General features: G+C 40.6%; 25 protein-coding genes, 11 tRNA genes and 1 rRNA gene. 3 read left to right on the forward strand and 34 right to left on the reverse strand.

What is annotated here, in order from left to right:
* The 13 genes from ACQKL6_RS20155 to ACQKL6_RS20215 all read right to left on the reverse strand — a co-directional run.
* Positions 1-65, reverse strand: a 16S ribosomal RNA gene (locus tag ACQKL6_RS20155); the annotation flags it as partial.
* 105 nt (positions 66-170) lie between these two features.
* Positions 171-244, reverse strand: a tRNA-Gly gene (locus ACQKL6_RS20160).
* Positions 245-276: 32 nt separating this feature from the next.
* A tRNA-Pro gene (locus ACQKL6_RS20165) sits at positions 277-353 on the reverse strand.
* 7 nt (positions 354-360) lie between these two features.
* Positions 361-437 (reverse strand) — tRNA-Arg (locus tag ACQKL6_RS20170).
* Between the two features lie 18 nt (positions 438-455).
* Positions 456-541: transfer RNA gene (locus ACQKL6_RS20175), tRNA-Leu, on the reverse strand.
* 55 nt (positions 542-596) lie between these two features.
* A tRNA-Leu gene (locus tag ACQKL6_RS20180) sits at positions 597-678 on the reverse strand.
* 15 nt (positions 679-693) lie between these two features.
* Positions 694-769 (reverse strand) — tRNA-Lys (locus ACQKL6_RS20185).
* 10 nt (positions 770-779) lie between these two features.
* Positions 780-854 (reverse strand) — tRNA-Gln (locus ACQKL6_RS20190).
* Between the two features lie 80 nt (positions 855-934).
* Positions 935-1,010, reverse strand: a tRNA-Asp gene (locus tag ACQKL6_RS20195).
* A gap of 25 nt (positions 1,011-1,035) precedes the next feature.
* Positions 1,036-1,107, reverse strand: a tRNA-Glu gene (locus tag ACQKL6_RS20200).
* Positions 1,108-1,123: 16 nt separating this feature from the next.
* Positions 1,124-1,214: transfer RNA gene (locus tag ACQKL6_RS20205), tRNA-Ser, on the reverse strand.
* 6 nt (positions 1,215-1,220) lie between these two features.
* Positions 1,221-1,295: transfer RNA gene (locus ACQKL6_RS20210), tRNA-Asn, on the reverse strand.
* 131 nt (positions 1,296-1,426) lie between these two features.
* The gene (locus ACQKL6_RS20215; RefSeq protein ID WP_402875966.1) at positions 1,427-1,906 is read right to left on the reverse strand and encodes a SprT family protein; all 480 of its coding nucleotides are present in this window, start codon (positions 1,904-1,906) and stop codon (positions 1,427-1,429) included.
* A gap of 85 nt (positions 1,907-1,991) precedes the next feature.
* Between ACQKL6_RS20215 and cmpA the strand changes: the two genes are divergently transcribed.
* Positions 1,992-2,111, forward strand: a complete 120-nt coding sequence (gene cmpA, locus ACQKL6_RS20220) for a cortex morphogenetic protein CmpA (RefSeq protein ID WP_402875969.1) — start codon at positions 1,992-1,994, stop codon at positions 2,109-2,111.
* Positions 2,112-2,187: 76 nt separating this feature from the next.
* On the opposite strand, the gene ACQKL6_RS20225 is transcribed toward cmpA, so the two are convergent.
* The 14 genes from ACQKL6_RS20225 to acpS all read right to left on the reverse strand — a co-directional run bounded on the left by ACQKL6_RS20225 (position 2,188) and on the right by acpS (position 13,528).
* Positions 2,188-4,365: a Tex family protein gene (locus ACQKL6_RS20225; protein WP_402992014.1), complete on the reverse strand. Its 2,178-nt coding sequence runs from the start codon at positions 4,363-4,365 to the stop codon at positions 2,188-2,190.
* 100 nt (positions 4,366-4,465) lie between these two features.
* On the reverse strand, positions 4,466-5,011 hold the full coding sequence (locus ACQKL6_RS20230; RefSeq protein WP_402992011.1) for a PP2C family serine/threonine-protein phosphatase: 546 nt from the start codon (positions 5,009-5,011) through the stop codon (positions 4,466-4,468).
* A gap of 62 nt (positions 5,012-5,073) precedes the next feature.
* Positions 5,074-5,862: an RNA polymerase sigma factor SigB gene (gene sigB / locus ACQKL6_RS20235; RefSeq protein WP_402875971.1), complete on the reverse strand. Its 789-nt coding sequence runs from the start codon at positions 5,860-5,862 to the stop codon at positions 5,074-5,076.
* Entirely contained in the window at positions 5,840-6,313 is a 474-nt protein-coding gene (rsbW, locus tag ACQKL6_RS20240; protein ID WP_402875973.1) for an anti-sigma B factor RsbW, read from the reverse strand. The genes sigB and rsbW overlap by 23 nt, the downstream gene beginning before the upstream one ends.
* Positions 6,310-6,642, reverse strand: coding sequence for an anti-sigma factor antagonist (locus tag ACQKL6_RS20245; RefSeq protein ID WP_402875975.1), 333 nt, complete (start codon positions 6,640-6,642; stop codon positions 6,310-6,312). Before ACQKL6_RS20245 ends, rsbW begins: the two co-directional genes overlap by 4 nt.
* A 62-nt stretch (positions 6,643-6,704) precedes the next feature.
* A complete protein-coding gene (locus tag ACQKL6_RS20250) occupies positions 6,705-7,715 on the reverse strand; it encodes a PP2C family protein-serine/threonine phosphatase (protein WP_403080589.1) in 1,011 nt (336 codons plus the stop codon).
* A gap of 8 nt (positions 7,716-7,723) precedes the next feature.
* Positions 7,724-8,125, reverse strand: coding sequence for an anti-sigma regulatory factor (locus tag ACQKL6_RS20255; RefSeq protein WP_402875978.1), 402 nt, complete (start codon positions 8,123-8,125; stop codon positions 7,724-7,726).
* 3 nt (positions 8,126-8,128) lie between these two features.
* Positions 8,129-8,485, reverse strand: a complete 357-nt coding sequence (locus tag ACQKL6_RS20260; protein WP_402875980.1) for an STAS domain-containing protein — start codon at positions 8,483-8,485, stop codon at positions 8,129-8,131.
* A complete protein-coding gene (locus tag ACQKL6_RS20265; protein ID WP_402959799.1) occupies positions 8,482-9,315 on the reverse strand; it encodes an STAS domain-containing protein in 834 nt (277 codons plus the stop codon). Before ACQKL6_RS20265 ends, ACQKL6_RS20260 begins: the two co-directional genes overlap by 4 nt.
* A 413-nt stretch (positions 9,316-9,728) precedes the next feature.
* Positions 9,729-10,079, reverse strand: coding sequence for a type II toxin-antitoxin system PemK/MazF family toxin (locus tag ACQKL6_RS20270; RefSeq protein ID WP_402876030.1), 351 nt, complete (start codon positions 10,077-10,079; stop codon positions 9,729-9,731).
* A 7-nt stretch (positions 10,080-10,086) separates the two neighbouring features.
* Complete coding sequence (locus ACQKL6_RS20275) at positions 10,087-10,368, reverse strand: CopG family ribbon-helix-helix protein (RefSeq protein ID WP_034306380.1); 282 nt, start codon at positions 10,366-10,368, stop codon at positions 10,087-10,089.
* A gap of 162 nt (positions 10,369-10,530) precedes the next feature.
* Positions 10,531-11,688, reverse strand: coding sequence for an alanine racemase (alr, locus tag ACQKL6_RS20280; protein WP_402959801.1), 1,158 nt, complete (start codon positions 11,686-11,688; stop codon positions 10,531-10,533).
* A 245-nt stretch (positions 11,689-11,933) separates the two neighbouring features.
* Positions 11,934-12,938, reverse strand: a complete 1,005-nt coding sequence (locus tag ACQKL6_RS20285; RefSeq protein WP_402959803.1) for a LolA family protein — start codon at positions 12,936-12,938, stop codon at positions 11,934-11,936.
* Positions 12,939-13,174: 236 nt separating this feature from the next.
* Positions 13,175-13,528, reverse strand: a complete 354-nt coding sequence (acpS, locus tag ACQKL6_RS20290; RefSeq protein ID WP_427651809.1) for a holo-ACP synthase — start codon at positions 13,526-13,528, stop codon at positions 13,175-13,177.
* Between the two features lie 105 nt (positions 13,529-13,633).
* Here acpS and ACQKL6_RS20295 point away from each other — a divergent pair, with 105 nt between their 5' ends.
* Positions 13,634-14,224: a rhomboid family intramembrane serine protease gene (locus ACQKL6_RS20295; RefSeq protein WP_402875990.1), complete on the forward strand. Its 591-nt coding sequence runs from the start codon at positions 13,634-13,636 to the stop codon at positions 14,222-14,224.
* A gap of 31 nt (positions 14,225-14,255) precedes the next feature.
* On the opposite strand, the gene ACQKL6_RS20300 is transcribed toward ACQKL6_RS20295, so the two are convergent.
* The 7 genes from ACQKL6_RS20300 to ACQKL6_RS20330 form a co-directional block, all read right to left on the reverse strand.
* Positions 14,256-15,716, reverse strand: a complete 1,461-nt coding sequence (locus ACQKL6_RS20300; protein ID WP_427651810.1) for a PH domain-containing protein — start codon at positions 15,714-15,716, stop codon at positions 14,256-14,258.
* Positions 15,709-16,182, reverse strand: a complete 474-nt coding sequence (locus ACQKL6_RS20305; protein ID WP_402959807.1) for a PH domain-containing protein — start codon at positions 16,180-16,182, stop codon at positions 15,709-15,711. The genes ACQKL6_RS20300 and ACQKL6_RS20305 overlap by 8 nt, the downstream gene beginning before the upstream one ends.
* 216 nt (positions 16,183-16,398) lie before the next feature.
* Positions 16,399-17,889: a DEAD/DEAH box helicase gene (locus ACQKL6_RS20310; protein ID WP_402875995.1), complete on the reverse strand. Its 1,491-nt coding sequence runs from the start codon at positions 17,887-17,889 to the stop codon at positions 16,399-16,401.
* Between the two features lie 902 nt (positions 17,890-18,791).
* Positions 18,792-19,091: an STAS domain-containing protein gene (locus ACQKL6_RS20315; RefSeq protein ID WP_402875997.1), complete on the reverse strand. Its 300-nt coding sequence runs from the start codon at positions 19,089-19,091 to the stop codon at positions 18,792-18,794.
* The gene (locus tag ACQKL6_RS20320; protein ID WP_402992002.1) at positions 19,072-19,503 is read right to left on the reverse strand and encodes an ATP-binding protein; all 432 of its coding nucleotides are present in this window, start codon (positions 19,501-19,503) and stop codon (positions 19,072-19,074) included. Before ACQKL6_RS20320 ends, ACQKL6_RS20315 begins: the two co-directional genes overlap by 20 nt.
* Entirely contained in the window at positions 19,478-19,804 is a 327-nt protein-coding gene (locus ACQKL6_RS20325; protein WP_402959813.1) for a hypothetical protein, read from the reverse strand. The genes ACQKL6_RS20320 and ACQKL6_RS20325 overlap by 26 nt, the downstream gene beginning before the upstream one ends.
* A gap of 26 nt (positions 19,805-19,830) precedes the next feature.
* Positions 19,831-21,192 carry a protoglobin domain-containing protein gene (locus ACQKL6_RS20330; RefSeq protein ID WP_427651811.1) on the reverse strand — a complete coding sequence of 454 codons (1,362 nt, stop codon included), beginning with the start codon at positions 21,190-21,192 and terminating at the stop codon, positions 19,831-19,833.
* A gap of 178 nt (positions 21,193-21,370) precedes the next feature.
* Here ACQKL6_RS20330 and ACQKL6_RS20335 point away from each other — a divergent pair, with 178 nt between their 5' ends.
* Entirely contained in the window at positions 21,371-22,522 is a 1,152-nt protein-coding gene (locus ACQKL6_RS20335; protein WP_402959817.1) for a PP2C family protein-serine/threonine phosphatase, read from the forward strand.
* The last annotated feature ends 106 nt before the right edge of the window (positions 22,523-22,628 follow it).

Genomic DNA, 22,628 nt, shown 5'->3' on the forward strand with positions numbered 1-22,628 from the left:
TCGACTTGCATGTATTAGGCACGCCGCCAGCGTTCGTCCTGAGCCAGGATCAAACTCTCCGAAGAAATGTTTGACTTGCTCATTTTGCTTTTTTTTATAGTGTGTGCTCACTCAAAATTTACGTTGGCGCTTTGTTTTGTTCAGTTTTCAAAGAGCAATAATGGTAATAATGGAGCGGGTGAAGAGAATCGAACTCTCATCATCAGCTTGGAAGGCTGAGGTTTTACCACTAAACTACACCCGCACTATATAATTATGAATGATTCCGAGAAATAATGGTCGGGAAGACAGGATTCGAACCTGCGACCCCTTGGTCCCAAACCAAGTGCTCTACCAAGCTGAGCTACTTCCCGTAAAATATGGTGCGCCCGGCGGGAGTCGAACCTACAACCTTCTGATTCGTAGTCAGATGCTCTATCCAATTGAGCTACGGGCGCTAATTTCTATGATGTTATTGGTGCGGCCGAGAGGAGTCGAACCTCCACGGGGTTTCCCCCACTAGGCCCTCAACCTAGCGCGTCTGCCATTCCGCCACGACCGCGAAAGCGACTTCGTAAGTTTAACACCTTTTCAACTTGTTGTCAAGTAGAAAGTTATGCGGGTGAAGGGACTTGAACCCCCACGCCTTGCGGCGCCAGATCCTAAGTCTGGTGCGTCTGCCAATTCCGCCACACCCGCGTAATAAAATGAAAATGGTGAGCCATGAAGGATTCGAACCTTCGACCCTCTGATTAAAAGTCAGATGCTCTACCAACTGAGCTAATGGCTCTAAATGAAAATGGCTGGGCTAGAAGGGATCGAACCTTCGCATGACGGAATCAAAATCCGTTGCCTTACCGCTTGGCTATAGCCCATCAATCAAACTCATTAACAGCTAGGTTAATATTATATCACCATAACATCACTTTAGCAAGAGTTTATTTTAAAAAAATAATGGCGGTCCCGACGGGAATCGAACCCGCGATCTCCTGCGTGACAGGCAGGCATGTTAACCGCTACACCACGGGACCAGCAAAATAATGTTACAGTAAAAAGTGACCCATACGGGATTCGAACCCGTGTTACCGCCGTGAAAGGGCGGTGTCTTAACCGCTTGACCAATGGGCCTTAATTAAAATGTTTCTGGCGGAGAAGGAGGGATTTGAACCCTCGCGCCGCTCGCGCGACCTACACCCTTAGCAGGGGCGCCTCTTCAGCCTCTTGAGTACTTCCCCAAAAAATGGCTCCGCAGGTAGGACTCGAACCTACGACCGTTCGGTTAACAGCCGAATGCTCTACCACTGAGCTACTGCGGAATAGTGAAAGTTGGTTCCCTTTTTATGCTCAAGGACCTTAGTGGTTGTCGTGCAGAACAAGTTGTTATCTTGTCGACTCTTATGATTATAAAGAGGTTCAGAGTTAAAGTCAAGACATCTTTTTCTTTTTTTTATTTTTTTATTTCTTTTTCTTTAATCCCTTGGTAAATCAACGTTCCTCGGCACTTTCCACAGACAAATCTCGAAGTATCAATTCTTTTTTTTCTTAAATATACCTGCTGACATTGTGCACATATATATTGAATTGTATTCCTTTTCCTCTTAACTTGATTCGAAGGCAAAGGCGAACAGAATCTTGGGGCTCCCGTTTTTTTGAGTAAATGCTTAAAGTCTGCATCCCGGTGCTGGTACCCTTTCTTCTCAAGATGGAGATGATAGTGACATAATTCATGTTTTATGATCCCAATCAATTCTTCCAAACCACGTTCCTCGAAATATTTCTTGTTTATTTCTATATTATGAGTACCAAGCAAGTACCTTCCACCTGTTGTGCGAAGTCGTGGGTTAAAACTAGCTTGATGCTTAAACTTCCTTTGAAAGTGATTCATCGAAATTTCCTCAACCAATTTTTGCAATTGTTGATTATCCATCTCCCACACTCCTTCCATGGTAACAAGACAACCTATTATAACATAGACTAATAAAACAACAGGAATCTTTGGGGAGGTTAGCGTTATGCCGAAATGGTTTCAAAACCAAATTAGAAGAGCTTTCTATGATAAGGATTATTATCAAGTGAAAATGTTGAATCAATGCTGGTTTTTTTATCAAAAAAAAGAAACGCTACATTTATGATCATGATTCTACTTACGTAGTGTTCGCTCTCCTATAAAAAAAACCCCTTCTAAAAAAGAAGGAGTCTTTTCATTCATTAATTTTGGTCCTTAGGTTGTAACATGGTCAGCGACACTCTCTGTTTTTGAGCATCAACTTGTTCCACCCAAACCGTTACTACGTCTCCGACAGCCACAACGTCCATCGGATTCTTTATAAAACGGTTACTAAGTTTGGAAATATGCACGAGTCCATCTTGTTTGACGCCAATGTCCACAAAAGCACCGAAGTCTACAACATTTCTCACCGTACCTTGTAGTTCCATGCCGGTCTTTAAATCTTCCATTTTCAAAACGTCCTTTTTAAGCAGAGGTTTTGAAAGCTCGTCTCTCGGATCTCTTCCCGGTTTGACCAAATCATCGATGATGTCTTTAATCGTTATTTCCCCGATATCCAACTCATCAGCCAATTCTTTCGGATTTAAGCTGACTAATTGTTTATTCAACTCATCACTACCAAGGTCATCAGAAGTGAAACCGATTTTCTTTAGCATTTTATTCACAGCTCCATAGTTCTCCGGATGGATGGCTGTTTGATCAAGCGGTTCCTTGCCATTTAGAATGCGTAAGAAGCCTATGCATTGCTCATATGTTTTTGCGCCTAGTCGAGGAATCTTTTTTAATTCCTTCCTACTTGAGAACTTTCCTTCTTCTTCTCTTTTTTTGACGATATTTTGTGCAACAGATTTTGATAACCCCGCTACATATTGTAATAGGGATGGAGAAGCGGTATTGACGTTCACCCCTACTTGGTTAACGGCTGTTTCAACCACAAAAGTAAGAGATTCAGATAGTTTTTTTTGTGAAACATCATGTTGGTACTGCCCTACTCCTACAGATTTAGGATCTATTTTGACAAGTTCAGCAAGTGGATCTTGTAACCTCCTACCAATCGACACAGCACTTCTTTGCTCGACTTGAAGGTCCGGAAACTCCTCACGGGCAATATCTGAAGCTGAATACACGCTCGCTCCCGCTTCATTGACAATGATATAGGAGATGTTCCCTTTCATTTCCTTTAGAATATCAGCAATGAACTGCTCAGACTCCCTAGATGCGGTCCCGTTTCCAATGGCAACAATCTCTACATTGAAGCGCTGAAGAATTTCTATCGTTTTCGTGCGGGCTGCTTCTTTCTTACCTACAGGAGGATGTGGATAGATTACACTAATGTCCATCACCTTTCCTGTCTCATCAATAACAGCCAATTTACAGCCCGTTCGATACGCCGGATCGAGAGCTAGCACCACTTTCCCTTTAAGCGGAGGTTGTAAAAGCAAATTCCGGAGGTTTTCCGAAAAGATATGAATGGCTTGGTCTTCCGCTTTTTCGGTTAGTTCTTTTCGGATTTCCCTCTCTATAGAAGGTAAAATCAATCGTTTGAAGCCGTCTTCTATGGCGGCTTTAAGCAATTCAGCAACTTCGGACTGATTATTTTTAATCACTTTCCGTTCTAAGTAACTGATGATGATATCCGTTCGCGGCTGTATTGATATTCGTAAAATGTCTTCCTTTTCACCTCTATTAAGGGCTAAAACCCGATGCGGAACGATTTTATGAATGGGCTCCTCATATTCATAGTACATCTCAAAAATCGCTTTCTCATCCTTTTCAGCATTTTTCACGGTCGAGGTCAACTTGCCTGCCTTAAAAATCTCATCCCTGATCCATTTTCTTAATTCGGCATCATCAGAAAGTAATTCAGCAATAATATCCTGAGCACCTGCTATTGCTTCTTCTATAGAAGAGACTTCTTTTTCATCTGATATGAATCCCTCTGCTTTTTCACGGACGGAAGCATAAACCTTACATTCAAGTAACCATAATGCCAGAGGTTCCAGGCCTTTTTCCTTAGCAACCGTAGCCTTAGTCCTTCTCTTTTGTTTATAAGGTCTATAAAGATCTTCGACTTCCTGCAGCTTTCCTGCCTTATCGATCTGTAAAGCCAATTCGTCTGTCATCTTACCCTGTTCACTGATGGATCGGATGACTTCCACTTTTCTCTGACCAAGGTTCTCTAGGTAATTCCATCTATCCATAATTGAACGGATTTGTACCTCGTCTAGCGAACCCGTCATTTCTTTACGATAACGAGCTATAAAAGGCACGGTATTACCATCCTGGAGCATCTGTATGACATTCTGTACTTGATTGTTCTTTAAGGTTAGCTCATTGGATATTTGCTTAATCAATACGTTCAAAGAATCTTCTACCATTACCAATTCATAAAACCTCCACCCTTTTTGTTCTTCTATGTATAGTCTAGCAAATGAACGATCATTGTGCGAATTCGCATACAAAAAAGCCCACTTCCGTTTATGGCGAAAGTAAGCTTCCTAAAATAAGAGTTGTATCATCCGCTGTTTGTGGACAGCTTTCTAAAATACAACGAGCGTTTTTTTCGATAGGAACCTTCCTCTTTAGAAACGATTTAGCTCCTTTGAGTTCCAGTCCATCTGAATGAAAAATAAATTTTGCGTTCTGTTCATATTTAAATCTCTGTGTCCTGTACTTTTGCTTTCTACCTGACAAATACCCGGTAACAGGGAGAGGATATACCAACTTGTCATCCATCGGATTATATAGGAAAAAGCGGATGTTCCCTACTGAACTGTAGACAAACTCCTTCTCTTCATAATAAATCTTCATGATGGCGACGGCCGCCCCCCGTTTAGCAATCAATACCTGATTACATACATCCATAAGTGACTCTACATCTAAATGATGATGCATTTTGACTTGCTCTATAACCGCGTGGGAAGATTCATATGCATGTTCCCCACTACCGAGACCATCAGCCAAAACACAAATAAAGTAATCTTTCACATGAAGAAAGAAGTAATCATCACCACAAAAAACCATATTGTTTTTAGAGGTTTGAGAGACAAGGACTTCTATATTTTCTTCTCGCAAAATCTCTTTAATCACGGAATTAACTCCGAATTTTCAGCATTAATTGCCTCCTGAAGCTTTTTAATTGCACGACGTTGAAGTCTTGAAACATGCATTTGCGATATGCCAAGCTTGTCGCCCGCTTCTTTTTGGCTTAAGTTCTCTAAATATGTGTATTGAATGATCAACTTTTCGCGATCACTCAATACATGGAGAACCTTTTCAAGTACTAATCGTTGGTTGACACGCTCGAATCCTTCATCAACGTTTCCAAATATATCGAGTAACGTAACCGTACCGCCATCAGAATCTGCCTCGATGGAATGGTCAACGGATAAAGCTTGATAACTTTTTCCCATCTCCATTGCTTCCAAGACTTCTTCTTCGGCTACCCCAATATGGTCCGCTATCTCATCAATTCTTGGCGAACGATGCAGCGTGGTCGTTAATTCCTCAACGGTCACTCTAATTTTCGGTCCAAGTTCTTTAATTCTTCTCGGAACATGGACACTCCATGTTTTATCCCGCAAGAATCTTTTAATTTCGCCGATTATCGTAGGAACCGCAAACGCTTCGAAGCTTTTACCGAAAGATTCGTCATATCGGCGAATGGCACCTAATAAACCAATCATTCCGACCTGAGAGATATCTTCTTGAAACGATTTCCCCTTTGCGTATTTCCTGGAAATCGTCTCCACTAAACCCTTGTAATGAATGACTAAGTTACTTTGTGCTTCATCATCCTGATTCAACTGATAGGCTCTGATCCATTCATTTACCTTTTCTCTTTGCGCTTGATTAGGTTGAGACTGTTTTTGCATCCATCTCCACCTGCTCTCCTTCTAAAAACTTAGTCATAAAAACCGTAACCCCTTCATGCTGGTGAATTTTCACATCATCCATCAAGGTTTCAATGAGGTAAAGGCCCAAGCCTCCTTCTCTTAAGAATTCGACTTTTTCTCCATGTTCATATGGTCCAAGCCCTTGACGTACCTCTTCGAAATTACAGCTTTCACCACTATCAGAAACCATTACTTCCAAACGATCAGGATAGAGCCCAAAACTTACTTTCACTTCGCCATTTTCTTTATCTTTATAAGCATGCTGAACCGCATTCGTACAGGCTTCACTTGTAGCGATTTTCAAATCTTCAATTTCGTCGTACGCAAATCCCATTCGGCTACCTATCCCAGAAAGTGTTAAACGAATGACACCGATGAATTCCGGTTTTGCAGGTATTTTCATTTCGATGTAATCATATACTTGACTCATTCTAACCCACCCTCTGTACCACTTTTAATATCAATAATATCTGCAAGACCTGTAATATCAAATAAACGTCGTAACCTTTCCGATAGTCCTATTAAAGTGAATTCGCCATTATGTGCTCTTACGTTTTTAAAAGCACCAACGAATACGCCCAATCCCGTGCTATCCATATAGGATACTTCCTTTAAATCAATAATAATTGAAACATTCTCTTGCTCTGATAGTGGAAATAATGATTCTCTAAGCTTTGGTGCTGTATAGGCATCAATTTCGCCTTGAAGCTTAACTGTATATTCCGTGTTTAACTCATTAACATCTACTGCTATATTCATCCTTGACCCACCTCTTTACATCCTCATCAATTCTTATTTATATATACCCTTGATTTTCAAAGCTAAACATTCGCTTTGAAAATTATTAATGTAAAATCGTCCCGCAGTTGAAAATTCTGCATTTTCTCCAACTGTTTATAAAGATTATTCACTATTTCCTGCGGCTGTAAGTGCATGTTCTTCTTAATCAATTCTATAAGGGTTTCACGCTCTATGAAACCATCACTCGTACGGCATTCCGTTACCCCATCGGATAAAAGGATAATCATGTCACCCGGTTTTACGAATTTTTCATATTGTTTATATTTCGTTTTTTTATCCACGCCCAGCAGTAAACCTTTTGCATCCAAGTCACTGAAGGTTCCGGCAGACGCATCATAATAAAACCCTGGCTCATGCCCGGCCGATGCAAAAGTGAACCGCTTATCATGAGGGTTATATAAGCCATAAAACATCGTAATGAACATGCTCGGATCCACATTATGTTCAACGACGCGATTTAAACTTTCCAGTACACTCTTCGGTTCATGGCGGTGTTCCGGCAAGCTATCCATCGCGTATTTGATCATCGACATGCATAGGGCCGCAGGAATGCCTTTCCCGATTACATCCGCAATGCCTATTCCAATACACCCAAGTTCATCTTCAACAAAGTGATAGTAATCCCCATTCATCTGTCGGGCTGGTACACTTATCACGCCAACATCCAAGTTCTTGATTTCGGGTATCTTCGTTTCCAAAAGGGTGTGTTGCACCTTTGCCGCAATCTCTATTTCAGATTTCAACTCCTGCTGTTGGTGCCTTAGACTCTGATGTTCACGATAAGCAATGCCATACCCCATCATGACTTCTAATAGAAAATCGAATGAATCCACCACTTTGGTTGGCAGATCCGGATACAATGCCATTAGATTATTTTTATGCATACTGATGATCTCTTCAGGGGATATATTATATTTAATATTTAATCTGCTGATTTTTTGACCCTGATAGAGAGCTTGTTCATTTTGATCTTTTAAATAGGTAGAAAGCGCCTCCTGGTACTTTTTATCCATTTTTTCTCTTATATCCATATTCCCTCCTAACGGAGCCACTTGATGGCGGAAATCTTAGTCCCCTCACCCGGTATCGACTCAATATCGAAATCATCCATTAAGCGTTTTGCTCCAGGCAGGCCTGCCCCCAACCCCCCTGAGGTCGTAAAACCGTCCTCCATTACTCTACGGATATCCTGTATACCTGGTCCGTTATCTTCTGCAATGATTTTCAAGCCCGACTTGCCGTTTACAAGCAATTTTTCCAGACTCACATTTCCTTGTCCTGCATATAAGTATATATTCCGTGCCAATTCGCTTATGGCGGTTGTGATTCTAGCCTGGTCTACCGTGCCAAAGCCCAGTTCTTTAGCGAAGTTCCTTCCAAGCTGCCTTGCAGCTACTATGTCCCACTCATTAATAATTTTTACGCAGGATTGGACCCCCATACACTAATCCCCCAATTCCTGTTGTAATTTTTCCAGGCCCTTCTCTAGATCTAAAGCTGTTAGGACATCTTCGAGACTAATTCCCAATTCTATTAAGGTGATAGCAACTGCCGGCTGGATTCCTGTAATGACAACCTTGGCCCCCATAAGCTTTGACATACTGAAAACATCTCCCAATACCTTTGCGATAAAGGAATCTATAAAATCAATGGAAGTAATATCAATCACCACACCATTGGCACTGGTTTCATGGATCTTATCCAATAAATCTTCTTGAAATTGAAGGGCAGTCATATCATCCAATTCCCATTGGATAGAGACTAGCAAACAGTCATAAAGCTTTAAAATTGGAATCCTCATATGTCTCTCTCCACCTCTACAATTTTTCGGCTCGTTAATTCCAACGCAACCTCTATTCCCTTCTTCAAGGTGTTTTTTGTAATTACCTCATTCAAGTTAATTCCTAGATTTACGATCGTTTGGGCAATTTCCGGCCGGATGCCGCATAATATGCACCTTGCCCCCACCAATCGAACCGCTTCTCCTGCTTGAATAATATGATGGGCTACCATGGTATCGACTACCGGCACACCCGTAATATCGATAAGAACGACTTCGGATCTGTGCTTGACCACGCCCGTCAAAAGATTTTCCATGATCTGCTTTGCACGTTCCGTATCAATTGTACCGACCAAAGGCATAACTGTGATGCCCTCCAATACGGGAATTAAAGGTGCCGAAAGTTCCTGTAAGGCCATTCTCTGCAACGAGACGGTCCTTTCCCAGGTTTGCGAATATATATTGACGATTTCATTACTTATCGGAGTCGACCATTTATTTAAATAATTAACCAGCTCCATTTGATTATCTGGAGATACAATACCTTTATCAGCCATACCTTGCATGACGATAATCAAGAATTTTTGAAATCCTTCATTGACGAAAGTAAGGGGCCACCCTAGTTGGACCACTTTCTCGGCAAAATCTGAAAGTTTCAACGTGAACTCCCTGTCCTTACTATCGACATGGGCGATTATCATATCTATAAATTCACTACTCGTTTGTGTGAACATCTTATCGGAGACAACTTTTATCAATCTCACATCTGTATTTTCCTTCATGATGTTCATCCATTCAGTTAGGATGTAGTCTTGGTTTTGTTTAATAAAATTGTAAACCAATTGATTCATAATATCCCTCCATTTTACCACAATTACTATGTTTTACCCTCTGCGTCACATCAATGTTACTGAACTGTAATCTTTTCCAATTTTAGTTTTATTTCAATCCTATATATCGATCCTTATAGTCCTAACACATCATTTTACCCAAGATCCACATCAAGAAACATGATTGGAATGGAATGCCGGTGCAAGCACTTTACACCCCTTATCTAATTGTTATTCGTCAAAATCCTCCCATTTCCTGCTTAATGGTTATTTAGTAACTTCAATCGATAGCTTCACCATCATTTTTTGATAAACTGACCGATACAATCAAAAGTTTGTAAGCAAAAAAACGATTCCTTTAGAAAAGGAATCGCCAGTTTTACCTTATAGAATTCGAATTATAATAACGCCCGTAATGACGGGAAACTTTTTCTTTAAAACTCAATCAGACCTAAGCTAATTTGCAGAGCTTCATTGACTTTTTGCATCATAGGATCGTCAAGATGTGTTATTTTATCAGTTAAACGCTGCTTATCAATTGTACGGATTTGTTCCAGTAAAATGACAGAATCACGTTCGAATCCGTACTTTTTCGCATTAATCTCAACATGTGTAGGCAATTTCGCTTTTTGAATTTGAGCTGTAATGGCTGCCACTATCACAGTCGGACTAAAGCGATTACCAATATCATTTTGTAGAATGAGTACCGGACGGGTTCCACCTTGCTCTGACCCTACTACCGGAGAAAGGTCTGCGAAGTACACGTCACCACGCTTTACAACAATCAATGGCTCAGCCTCCGCTAACTAAACGTTCAACGCAATGCCCAGCCTCGAACTCAGCTTGAAAAGCTTCAGAAGCAATCGTCAAATTAATGGCCGCCATTTCGATATAACCGCGTTTCATTGATTCGCGAAATTCTTTCTTTTTACGTTCGCGAAGATACATTTTTGTGGCACGATAAATAAATTCACTGCGATTAACATTTTCTTCACTCGCATACCCATCTAGTTCAGTTAAAAAATTTTGAGGTAATCGAATTAATATCTCTCTTGTTGCGCTGGATTCAGACACAAACATACACCTCCACCATCACTACACACCTTTATTATATATCCTTTTCAATATTACCATTAAAATTCCTATCTGCAAAGAGTATATTCCATTTCTCCATTCTATTATCAGCATAATAATGGATTTCTTATTCACAAACTTTGGATTTTCTTACAATCCCGTCTATCCTAATAGTATATTGCGTACGTGGCTAAACATGCCGTTTTTCAGATATAACCGTGGAACTCTCGCTCCTAACATGCATGTTACCTCATAATTGATCGTTTCAAGCTTGGCCGCTATTTCATCCACCGATATCGACTCATTTCCATTCTCGCCAATTAGGGTCACTTCCGTTCCCACCGGGAAAGGACGAGGTAATTTGATCATACACTGATCCATGCAAATCCTGCCTACGATGGGGACCCTTTGTCCTTCTACAATAACTTCCTGCCCTTGAAGCTTACGGATCCAACCATCGGCATACCCGATCGGCAAAGTAGCAATCCATTCATCCTCACTAGCCGTATACGTAGCTCCGTAGCTGACACTATCGCCCTTAGCGAGTTGCTTAACGGCGACGATCTTGGTTTTTAAAGAGATCGCCTGTTTCAACGGAAATGGTAAAAGACCAAGCATTTCTTGGGAGGGGCTTAACCCATACATGGAGATTCCCATTCTGATTGCATTGAAATCGGCTTCAGGGAACCTTAAGGACGCTGCACTATTAGCAGCATGAATGTAAGGAGGTTTCCTATTCAATACCGATAGCATTTTTTTGAATAATTCAAGTTGCTTTTCATAATAATCCGTATCGAGTTCATCTGCCGTTGCAAAATGAGTGAATACCCCTTGAAAGTTGAAGCATTCTTCCTGTTGAATTGAACTTTCCAATTCCTTTAGCTGTTCTGTCGTACGGACACCAATCCTGCCCATCCCACTATCCACTTTCACATGAACGTCCAGAACCTGCCCTGCCTTGAGTATATGACTTGCCTTTATTAACCAATCACGATCAAAAACTGTCAACGATATGCCATGTCCGGCAGCTATCCCAGCACTTTCGGGTCTCGAAGCCCCTAGAACTAAAATGGGAGCGATTATTCCCTTTTCTCTTAATGCTAGTGCCTCATCAAGAAACGCGACACATAAAAAGTCAGCACCTGCTTGCAATGCAGTTTGAGCCACTTCGTAATCTCCATGACCATATGCATTTGCTTTGACCACAGCAAACAGACTAACACTGGACGGTAGTCTGTTCTTCATGGTTGAAATATTTTCATACACACTATCTAAGTTCACTTCTGCCCAAGTATCACGATGAAACCCTTGTGTTTCCAAAACCCGTTCCTTCTTTCTGACATCACCAATAACGATTTCTTCTCATTATAGAAGTTTGTTTTTTATTATAGCCCATTCTATTACTAACGGATAGAAAGATAAAGTGCTTTTTTTACCAAAATTTTATATACCGACTAAACGACCGATTACTTCAGTACAGATATATTCTTCTATTCAATGGCAAGCCAAGGCCCTCCCAGCCCAATGTAATTGTGGGAAAGCCTAGCTTGATTGAATTCTTCGCCTTACTTAACAGAATCTCCACCAACAGAACGGGCTATTTCTATCATCTTTTCCTGTGTTAAGTCCTTCGAAGCTAACATGTAATCCACACCGTCAAAGGTCCAGGCTACTGTATTTCCCGTCATCGCCCCCACTGTAAAACCTAAGTCGACAGGCTCTCCATTGACATTGGTAGAAACAGAGGTTTGGACTACTTTTGCTTTTTCTTGCACTAATGTAAAACTAGTTGACCCTTCATAGGTCAGGATGACACGATCTCCCCCATCAGCTGCGATTTTCTTTTCTTCTGTTAGATTCATATCATCAAGATTGGATGGATATTTAACGGAAAATCCTTCATCCTTCACTTCTGCCATGACAGGAGCTTCAAGTTGGGCACTTGTCATGTTCTTTTTCATATCGAATGCATCCTTGTCGAATGTCGTATCAAATTTCACTTTAGAGAATTCCACCAGGACTAATGCTGTTTTATCCGGATCCATGACCTTAACGCTTACCGGGGATAGGTCCTTTTTATTGAGTGTGATTTCTTGAAAAGGAAGCATCTTATTGTTTTGGTAGCGTGTTTTGGTCTCGAAAACATAATGCTTATCCGTTTCTTTATATGTTGCGCTTTTATCTTCCGTGATATCTTTCACCAATGATTCATACAAATAGGCCTGGCTACTGTTTTCCGGCCATTCACTTTGAAACTTGAAGCTTTTGTTCAAAGCGGGCGTCAGTACATACACACCATCATCGTTTTTCAAAATCATTTGGCTCTGGTCCTTCTCTTCATTTTTTAGATTCACTCGGTAAAACGCAGGATTTTTATGCCAAATTTCCACAGTGTACACTTGAGGCTCCGTCCCCATCTTCAGTGTCATTTTCGCGTTTGCTTTATACCCCTTCATTTCCCCAATCTTTTCATTTAAATCGCTCACTACATCACCCTGTGATTTTTGGCCGCAAGCAGAAAGAGCAAGCAAGAGCATGATCCCTGCAAAAAGCATTACCATCTTCTTCATCTTTTCAACCCCTTTTTGTCATTTGAACGTAAAAGGGAGAGGAAAAGGCAGGATCCGGACATTGGCTCGACTGATGACTTGCATCCCAAGATTTTAGACACGACTTTTCCCGTCCCGCCAAAACCTTTTTGAGAGCACCTACTCTGCCATGTACCTTTTACCGGGCCTTGTCTCCCTATAGCACTAAATGTATATGAGACAACCTTGAGGTTTATGACCCGATAAGACAAACTCAATCAGTCCCCTTCAACTACGACTTGTGCAATCGCATAGTCACGGCTATGACTGATTGAAAGATGGACACCTACAGAAAATGGCTTCATAATCATGGGCTTTCCATTTCCATCTGAAACAATTTCTATATCCAAGAAAGATAGATGCTTCCCAATTCCAGTCCCCACTGCTTTTGAAAAGGCTTCCTTGGCAGCAAAACGGCCAGCAAAATACTCAATCTTCCTTCTGCCTTGCAACTTATCAAACAGTAAAATTTCTGAATCGGTTAATATGCGATTCTTGAAGCGAGGCTGCCGACTAAGCAGCAATTCAATCCTATCCAACTCCGTTATATCCACACCAATTCCTTTAATCACTTCAACACCTCTTCTACTAAGTTACTATCTTGCATATTATCAGAGGACGATACCTCCTAAAAAATGATATTATATGTATAGAAATCCAATACTAAGGAGAATTCCATGTTTACAAGAACAGAAAGTTTTCGCGAATACGTGTCTTCTTATCGCGCCGTAACCGGCCTCATGTTCATGATGATGATCGTGTTTGTTTTCAACCTATTCCCTTTGTTTCCTGGTAATGTTCTTTTTTATTATGGTACAGGCGTGAACCTGTACATTGCCGAGGGCCAATGGTGGCGTTTGATTACACCTATTTTTCTGCATGGGACGTTTACACATTTACTTTTTAATGGGTTTTCTCTTGCCATCTTCGGTCCAGCCCTCGAAAAATACCTTGGCTTTGTTAAATTCGCCATCTTTTTTTTAATGACCGGTATCCTAGCCAATATCGCCACTTACTTGTTACTGCCACTCACATATACACACGTAGGTGCAAGCGGCGCAATTTTTGGCATACTAGGCTTCTACCTCTATCTTGTCCTCTTTCATAAAAGCAACTTTTCCACAAATGAAAGAAATACGGTTTATACGTTAACAGGCATTGCAGTAATTATGACATTTATTCAGCCACAAATAAACATTGTCGGTCATTTAGCGGGACTGGCTGCTGGTTTTTTGACAGCGCCCCTTTTCTGGAGAAAAAAATGGTAAACCGAACAGCCGACTCTAAATACGGAGTCGGCTACTTATTGTGCAGGTACCACTTTTCAATTAGATGGCAATCCTTATCTTCTATATCAACCACTGTACCCACTTGGGAGCTGATCCCTGACTTTATGGAAGCTGATATCGTCGCTAAATGGCTTCGCTTCTGGAAATATCCCTTTTTATATGTAAGCGATTGAATCCTGTTTCTTGGCATGATTAAAGTCTGCTTGGAGATTAAACGGCTGCTCAGTATCAATAAGTCCCCCTGGGTCTTCCACCCGGCCTCTATGAACTGCAAATAGGACCAAAGGAAGGCAAGTGGAATCAGTAATAAGGAGAAAAATCCCCATGTTCTGAAGAACCATATGAGGACCGCGATAATCGGGATTAATACGATTGCTTTGCGGATGACATAACGATAATAAGCACGTCTAGGCAAAGGCTTTATATCCGCTACCGTTTCATAGCCTGGTAAAAATTCTTGGATTTTATCAGGCAAGTGTTTCTTTTTAATTAACGGAAAGAGCATGATGGAAAGACTTTCACGATCTTCCACACTTCCCCCAGCATACTCCAAATACACAGTGGCCAATCCCAATGGCTTACGTACGAGATTTTCCATGATCCGAATCCCCTGGACCTTGCGGATGGGAATCGTTAATTGTTTTTTCTCCAACAATCCCCTTGTAATAACAAGCTCCTCACCTGTCCTCAAAGCGGTGAAGTTGGCATATCTAATGACCATACTCACAGTGGCCAACACGTAAACGACCAATAAGCCCAAAATGGCAAAACCAGTTAGTATGACTGACCCGAGCCCGATATACTCTTCATAATTCTTGAAGATTTTTTCAAAAGGAATGATTTCATCAAACTGTGATATAAAAGCGATTCCACCGGATAAGAATACACCGATTGCCCCCGACGTTGCCGCCATAACAAAAAGTTGAGGCAACGCTTGCTTAAAAGTAGAGGAAGCCCTATCTTTTTCCACGACGTGTAAATCTTCTTCTGTACGTTCCCCTTCAAGGATGTCAGAAGAAGTTTTTTTCTTTTTCTCCTCAATAATTATTGTATTCAGCTGATTCGCTTCGCTTTTTCTAATGGCGGATAAAACGGCATCAGCCTGAGTGCCACCAGCCGTTTCGATATTCACTTTCACAAGCCTGAATATGCGTTGGATAATCCCCTCTGAAATATCGATACTATGTATCCGGTCAAACTTAATATAACGCTTCTTCCTGATGAATACGCCGGATTCTATCCTGAGCTCCCCGGACTCTAACCGATATGTAAAGCGCAACCATTGTATGAAAGCACGAATAACGAGCAAGAGCACGACGACGCCGATAACTAATGGCTGGACCCATCCCGGGACATCATTATTTTGCCCTGGTAACACGATCACTATCAAGAATGGCAAAACCAACTCTTTTATCGATTTAATGATATTGAGAAGGACAGCAATGGGGTGAAGCCGTTTCGGTTCAAACATCTTCTTCCTCCACACTGGCCATCCTGGAAATATAGTGCCGTAATTCATCCGCTTCCGTTAAATCCAGAGCAGGTATAATATGCACCGTTGCAGCTGTGGATATTTCCACGGATGCCAAATCATACTTCCTTAATAAGGGGCCTTGCTTCGTTTCAACATGCTGTACCCGAATCATCGGGATGAGGGTCCTTTTAATCACAAAAATCCCACTTTGGATATCAATCTCCGTATTTCGCACGTCATAACGCCATCTTTTCCAGCGTAAAGAAGGAATCAAAAATACGGTCAGGTAACATTGAACGAAAGAGAAGATAAGCAACGCTCCAAAGATCCAATAAGTCCACCCTTGAATGATCGTCAGCACTAAAATGACCAAGCTCAAAACCCAAATGATTGAACAGCCAATAAGCCCACTGAATTTCCAAGCAGTCAGTGCCTTATCGGATATGAGGCTTTGAGGTTCCATAGTACCCTCCTTTTCCGATTTAAAATGAATGCTCTTGTTATTCCACACATTGATGTGCATCCAATTTGATATACCTCATTGTACAGAATTCAAACTTTTCTTACAACTACCTCATTCATTTAATTCTATTTATTACAAAAACATCCACTTAAACACTTTATTGAATAAAAAATAAGCCGCTCAGATGAGCGACTTATTTATCGAAATTCATTTCAATTAATTGCTAGATTTTTCTCTTTTTTGGCTTGTGCTACGGTTGCCATAGCCATTAGATTTACGGTTCGAGCTAGGACGTTTGTTTGCCCCGCTACCGTAATCTTTTCTGCCTGAAGAACTACGTCCATTACGCGGTCTGTTAGACGAACTGCTTCCACCACGGTTACGACGCATTGAAGGAGATTCTTCAGTTAATTTAATCGGAGTTTGATCAGGTTCTTTCGTCATTGACTTAAGCATAGCTGCAACTAAATCAGCTGCACTATGTTGTTTCAATAACTCTTCAGCTTGACCAAGGTATAACGATAAATCGTCATTCTCGATTGCAGAAAGAACTTTCTCCGTTACTGCTTTTTGTTGCCCTTGCAACGCTTCAGTTGAAGTAGGAGTTTTCATTCTCTCCATACGTTTTCTAGTTGTATGTTCAACTGCTTGAAGTTGCCCTCTTTCTCTTGGTGTTACAAATGTGATTGCAATACCATGTTTACCGGCACGTCCTGTACGACCGATACGGTGAACGTAACTTTCTGGGTCTTGAGGAATATCAAAGTTGTATACATGCGTTACACCGGAAATATCAAGTCCACGAGCGGCTACGTCCGTAGCTACAAGGACATCAAGATTTCCTTCTTTGAATTTCTTCAATACAGAAATACGCTTCGCTTGGCTAAGGTCACCGTGAATTCCTTCAGCACTATAGCCACGGATATTCAATGCAGAAGATAATTCATCGACGCGACGTTTTGTACGTCCGAATACGATGGCAAGTTCTGGTGTTTGGATATCGAAAAGACGTGCTAATGTATCGAATTTTTCACTTTCTCTTAATTCCAAGTAGTATTGTTCGATGCGGTCAACAGTCATCTCTTTCGCTTTTACACGAACAAGAACTGGTTCATGCATGAAACGTTCTGCAATTTTACGGATTGGGTCAGGCATTGTAGCTGAGAAAAGCAATGTTTGTCTTTCATCAGGAACCGTTGAAAGGATAGACTCGATATCCTCAATGAATCCCATGTTAAGCATTTCATCCGCTTCATCAAGGACTACAGTGTGAACTCCACCTAATTTGATGTTTTTACGTTTGATATGATCTAACAGACGACCAGGTGTACCAACGATGATATGTGGTTTTTTCTTTAAGGCACGGATTTGACGGTCGATGTCTTGTCCTCCGTACACTGCTAATACACGAGCGCGCTTTCCGTAACCAAGTTTGAAAAGTTCTTCAGAAACTTGAATGGCAAGCTCACGAGTAGGTGCAATAACAATCCCTTGCACATTTTCGTTGGCAATATCGATGTTTTCCATCAATGGAATACCGAATGCTGCTGTTTTACCTGTTCCCGTTTGCGCTTGACCAATAATATCTTTACCTTCAAGTGCTAGAGGAATCGTTTGGGCTTGAATCGGACTCGCTTCTTCAAATCCCATTTTTTCTATTGATTTCATAGACGTTCTATCTAAACCTAATTCGCTAAACAATGTCAATGTTTTCGTACTCCTTTTTATATCGTAAATTTACACGTGCATTCAATGCACGAATTGATTAGTTCAAATCCTCATCATCATGACAGATGTTCTACTTTATTCTTATGAAAAAGTTTATCATTATCACCTAAAAGAATATCTACCTTTTAGCTCTAATGAACTCAATATGATTTTTTAAAAAGGAAATATACCAGTACTTGCGTTTCACTGGCATTTAATGCATTGCGCACGTGTAGACTTATTTTTAACATACGCCCATCTTTTTAAAAGTGCATGTAACCAAAATTAAATTCAAAATGGAAAATTAAAAGTAGCATAAACGGTTATTCACCGTTTTATTTCAGGTGAGGGCTGCTGCACCTATTATTCCACAGACTTAAAAGTCTGTCTGAATAAAACTTGACGAGCGCCAAGATTCTTATACAAAACAGGCCCGGTGCGTTGAGGATGTGCAGAAGTGGAAAGACGCTAAATGCAGCTTATTTCCCTATTAGCTACTAAAGCCACTGTGGTACGCAGCTTTTATATATGACCAGACGCGCGGCCTATTTAATCTAAAATAATCTCAAAAAACCTCATGAAAAACATGAAAGAAGAAACAATATGTTGCCTCAACCTGATTAATCTAATTAATTATTCATCAATGATAAGACATTTAAACTCATACTTCATATTACCATTTTCAAACTGTTATTGCAATAAAGGATATTTTCGTATCCATCGTTACTTATAAAGAATACGGCGGGAAGCCGACATGTCAAATATCCATTTCCCCCAAAAACAATAGTCTTGATACCCATTCATCGGGTTTTTCTCCTAGAAGTGAAGTAAAGAACGATGCCCAACCGATTCCGAAATAAAAAAAATCCGGGTACCCATATGGTACCCGAACTCCTTCCCATTTAGACCAATAAAACGAATTGTTCGATTTTACAAATGGACAATATCTTTTTCACAGGCTTCGTTGCACCCGTCATTTCTATTTCCAAGTTTGCGGATAATGGATATAACCATTTAACGAGGAAACTAATGCCGGTGCTATCAATAAATTTCACTTTTGATAAATCGATTTGAAGGCGATCTATATTATCCGGAACCTGGAAGGTATTCAATAGCCTTTCAAGATAGGACGAGTTCTCATAATGAATATCACTTAAGATATGCACATTAAACGTATTTTGATCAATATGGACATGAAGCATGCGCGCCCACCACCTCTTTCACATTAAATACCGCTGTAGCTCTTTTTCCTGCCTCATCAAAGGAAAACTCACATAATTGCTGGATCAAGTATAAGCCCCTGCCCCCTTCATTACTCACATCGGGGCATTCCATCTTCCTATAGCTCTCCCAATTAAACCCTCCAGCAAATGAATGAATTTTTATGGAGATTCGCTCGAATGCTTCTTCCTCAATCTCTAGATCTGCTTTATCCTGACCTTCATGTTGTATAATGTTCGATAAAAGTTCCCAAATCACTAATTTCACATTAAAGAACAAAAATTCAGAGCTATCCTTTACCTTAAACATTTCAAATTCCTGCATGATTTCATTTACAGTCTGGGCGAGCGTTTTCACATTCAACTGTCTAACCTGGATTTTTTTTATTGGCATTTTGAATCTGCTCCAAAGTTTTTGAAAGATATGGATGAATATAATCTTCCTGATGTTCTAATCGGTAAAACTGGCTCCAGACTGAACCTATTATTGCTTTTGTTTCTAAAGTATTTTCTTCCACGCATCGATCGATTTGCAACAGCCACAACTTTATCGAAAGCCTTTCCTCGGGACTGTTTGGCAATTCCCCCAAGTCAATTCGAATAATCTTTTCATTCGCCTGTTCTAAAAGAACTTGTGTCATTTCATACGTTGATGCATACGTTTTCCCTTCAAATTCCAGGTACCCTTTCATCATAGGTCACCTCTTTAATTTAGTATCCATTAACCCTTGAACTTCTGCGATAGTTCAATATTCAACGAACTCAATTGCTCAGCCATCTCTGATATTTGGGAAGAAGCCGATGTGAGTTCCTCAAACGTTGATCTAAATTCTCCAATTTCTCCGCCCAAATGACTGATTTTCCCGTCGCTCTCTTTCACGCTTCTTACCGAATCATCCAGGATATCTATGATTTCTTTATTTACATGTCTAAAGAATCTCGCTTCATCCACGATACTTTGAAAACTCTCATCAAATTTCATCACCGTCTTCTGGACTGATGCCACCTGTTGTTGAATGGAATCAAGCGATAGCTCGGTTTTGCGGGCAAGGTTTCTAACTTCTTGTGCGACTATAGAGAAACCTTTTCCGTGTTGGCCTGCTCGAGCTGCTTCAATCCCTGCATTTAGCGATAGAATATTGGTTTGATTTGATAGGGTGCGTATCGTCTGTACCACTTGCCCAATATGTAAGGAGTCCTCATTCAGTTCTTCTGTTAAGTTCTTAACTTTTTCGATTAAGTCCACGACATCATCGACTTTCTTCAAAGCCTTCGAGACATTGCCTTTTCCTGCTTCAACATGATGGATCATCGCTTTTGACCCAGTATTAATCTCATCAATATCTTCGAGCATGCTTTGGACCCGAGTATCCCGTTCGGCTAGCGAAGCCATGGTTTGTTTCGCACTGGATGCCAATATGGAAGAAGAATCGTTCAAACGGTATTGAAGCTCCTCAATCTCATTTAGCTTCATCATGGAGGATGTATAAGACTTTATATATGTCTGGATCGCAATTTGCATATCGAATGAACAAAGTTTTTGAAATGAGTAATAATAATCCTGGGCTTCTTGCCAACTATCACACTCACGGGTCAGCATCTGCAGGACCTCATGCTGAATGATGGTAAAGGCACCGATATACCACTCTGGGAAAAGACCTATCCGGTTATGCACACTACCAATAACCTTACGTCGTACCACGTACTTCTCCCCGACGTCCCCCGAAACCATATCCAGAATATATTTCTCTAATGTCTGCTTTAACCTATGAATAGTGGAATGTTCCTGAATGATCATGGTTAGGTTGGGAATTTCCGAAATGCGAGCATAAAAAGCGTCCACTATCTTTTCAACGTTCTTTTCCATAATAGGCTTTAGACTCATAAGTGTCGTAATATCCTGTTCCTCCAAATTCACAAACATAAGCTTAAGAGCATTCTTCCCCTTTTCAATTTCCGAGAATATAGGTGCACGAGTCGGAGTAGATCCTATTTTAATGGGGACTGTAGGCTGCTTCTCTTGTTTCTTCAATGATTCCTTACTTTTCAAACTAAATAATGATGTAAATGGACACCCACTCAACTGTATTTCCCCTTCCCCTTGTAAGACTTTATACCTACCATATTTTACATTATAACCCAATAAACGTGCAGTAATATCAACAATATTATGAATTCTTGTGCAAAAAAAGCATGAAATGTGTCTTTGTATAGTATAATAGTCCTGCATATGCACAACCTAACAAATATCAGGGGGTTATATGAATATATATACGTTGGATATCCCAGAATGTAGAGACTTTAGCCTTGTATTACAAACACTAGACAAGAAAGTCATTTTTTTAGAAGACCCGGTAGGACAACAACATCTGTTTCGAAATAAGACGGACTTATTGCAATCCTTATTCATCCTACCTTTATACCTTTCGAGAGACTCCTCCCAACAAACCGCCTTATTTGCTTTAGCCGAGTCTTATGAGATACCCATACTATTCATTTATAAGCGTTCAAAAAAGTTAAAGGATCCACAGACCTTACCCAAAAAAACGATTTATGAGTCGATGGCCTTCCCTGCAGACCCAGTGGAGATTAAGCTGAAATTGAAAGCTCTTCAGAATATTAGCATGCAGTTATACTCAACGAAGATGAAGGAACAGGAACTAGTAAATATCGGACTTAAAGTTAAGCAAAACTTGCGTGTAGCTCAAAACTTTCAACAGCTTGTCCTTCCTACATCCATACAAAAGAAAGATATCGAAATCCAGGGGCTTTTCCAGCCATCAAGTGAGCTGTCGGGGGATTTATTTTACTGGCAGGAGGTCGAGGACGGGAAATACGGGTTCATCATCATCGATGTTTGTGGAAAAGGAATTCAAGCCGCACTCATCAGCATGTCTATCCGCTCTTTAATGCCTGGGCTTATCAAGCGTGTAAAAGACCCCACCTTCATTACGAAAGAACTGAACAAGCATATGGGCCATCTGTTCCAGGAGTATCAAAAGGAAAATACGAATGCCCCATACTTTACGGCCTTCATTGCTTTTGTGGATACGGCCGCTCGAATTATTGAATATGTTAACAATGGGCATCCTCCTGCAATGATGTATTCCCCTTGCAATAATGAATTGCAAATTTTAAGTAATGGCTCGATGCCTATAGGGCTTGTACCAGATATGCCTATAGAAAAAGGGTCCATTCACTATGAAGCTGGGAGTCGTTTCGTTATATATACCGACGGGCTTTCTGAGTCTCCCAGTAACCATACCATTCATAGATTCGATAAGATTGAACAGGAGTTTATAGATAATGTCCACTTAGATACATCAGATCTTCTTCATGAATTATTACTCTCCAGGATGAAGCATTCCGAAATCAATGATGATATCTGCATCATTGCTGGTACCTTGTTTTAAGCCTCCAATAGAAAAAGGGGCTGTCTAATAAGTCCCTAAAATAAAACAGGTGGAGAAAAACGAGTTGTTTTTCTCCACCTGTTTTTCTATTTCTATAATAATTTAC

This window comes from Peribacillus sp. NPDC097197 (assembly GCF_050278025.1).
In the GTDB taxonomy this organism is placed as follows: Bacteria; Bacillota; Bacilli; order Bacillales; family DSM-1321; genus Peribacillus.

What these genes read in the sequence shown, in the direction of transcription:
- ACQKL6_RS20215 (WP_402875966.1), bottom strand. Translation starts at nt 1,906, where the DNA reads ATGGATAATCAACAATTGCAAAAATTGGTTGAGGAAATTTCGATGAAT.
- cmpA (WP_402875969.1), top strand. Translation starts at nt 1,992, where the DNA reads ATGCCGAAATGGTTTCAAAACCAAATTAGAAGAGCTTTCTATGATAAG.
- ACQKL6_RS20225 (WP_402992014.1), bottom strand. Translation starts at nt 4,365, where the DNA reads ATGGTAGAAGATTCTTTGAACGTATTGATTAAGCAAATATCCAATGAG.
- ACQKL6_RS20230 (WP_402992011.1), bottom strand. Translation starts at nt 5,011, where the DNA reads ATGGTTTTTTGTGGTGATGATTACTTCTTTCTTCATGTGAAAGATTAC.
- sigB (WP_402875971.1), bottom strand. Translation starts at nt 5,862, where the DNA reads ATGCAAAAACAGTCTCAACCTAATCAAGCGCAAAGAGAAAAGGTAAAT.
- rsbW (WP_402875973.1), bottom strand. Translation starts at nt 6,313, where the DNA reads ATGAGTCAAGTATATGATTACATCGAAATGAAAATACCTGCAAAACCG.
- ACQKL6_RS20245 (WP_402875975.1), bottom strand. Translation starts at nt 6,642, where the DNA reads ATGAATATAGCAGTAGATGTTAATGAGTTAAACACGGAATATACAGTT.
- ACQKL6_RS20250 (WP_403080589.1), bottom strand. Translation starts at nt 7,715, where the DNA reads ATGGATATAAGAGAAAAAATGGATAAAAAGTACCAGGAGGCGCTTTCT.
- ACQKL6_RS20255 (WP_402875978.1), bottom strand. Translation starts at nt 8,125, where the DNA reads ATGGGGGTCCAATCCTGCGTAAAAATTATTAATGAGTGGGACATAGTA.
- ACQKL6_RS20260 (WP_402875980.1), bottom strand. Translation starts at nt 8,485, where the DNA reads ATGAGGATTCCAATTTTAAAGCTTTATGACTGTTTGCTAGTCTCTATC.
- ACQKL6_RS20265 (WP_402959799.1), bottom strand. Translation starts at nt 9,315, where the DNA reads ATGAATCAATTGGTTTACAATTTTATTAAACAAAACCAAGACTACATC.
- ACQKL6_RS20285 (WP_402959803.1), bottom strand. Translation starts at nt 12,938, where the DNA reads ATGAAGAAGATGGTAATGCTTTTTGCAGGGATCATGCTCTTGCTTGCT.
- ACQKL6_RS20295 (WP_402875990.1), top strand. Translation starts at nt 13,634, where the DNA reads ATGTTTACAAGAACAGAAAGTTTTCGCGAATACGTGTCTTCTTATCGC.
- ACQKL6_RS20300 (WP_427651810.1), bottom strand. Translation starts at nt 15,716, where the DNA reads ATGTTTGAACCGAAACGGCTTCACCCCATTGCTGTCCTTCTCAATATC.
- ACQKL6_RS20305 (WP_402959807.1), bottom strand. Translation starts at nt 16,182, where the DNA reads ATGGAACCTCAAAGCCTCATATCCGATAAGGCACTGACTGCTTGGAAA.
- ACQKL6_RS20315 (WP_402875997.1), bottom strand. Translation starts at nt 19,091, where the DNA reads ATGCTTCATGTCCATATTGATCAAAATACGTTTAATGTGCATATCTTA.
- ACQKL6_RS20320 (WP_402992002.1), bottom strand. Translation starts at nt 19,503, where the DNA reads ATGCCAATAAAAAAAATCCAGGTTAGACAGTTGAATGTGAAAACGCTC.
- ACQKL6_RS20325 (WP_402959813.1), bottom strand. Translation starts at nt 19,804, where the DNA reads ATGATGAAAGGGTACCTGGAATTTGAAGGGAAAACGTATGCATCAACG.
- ACQKL6_RS20335 (WP_402959817.1), top strand. Translation starts at nt 21,371, where the DNA reads ATGAATATATATACGTTGGATATCCCAGAATGTAGAGACTTTAGCCTT.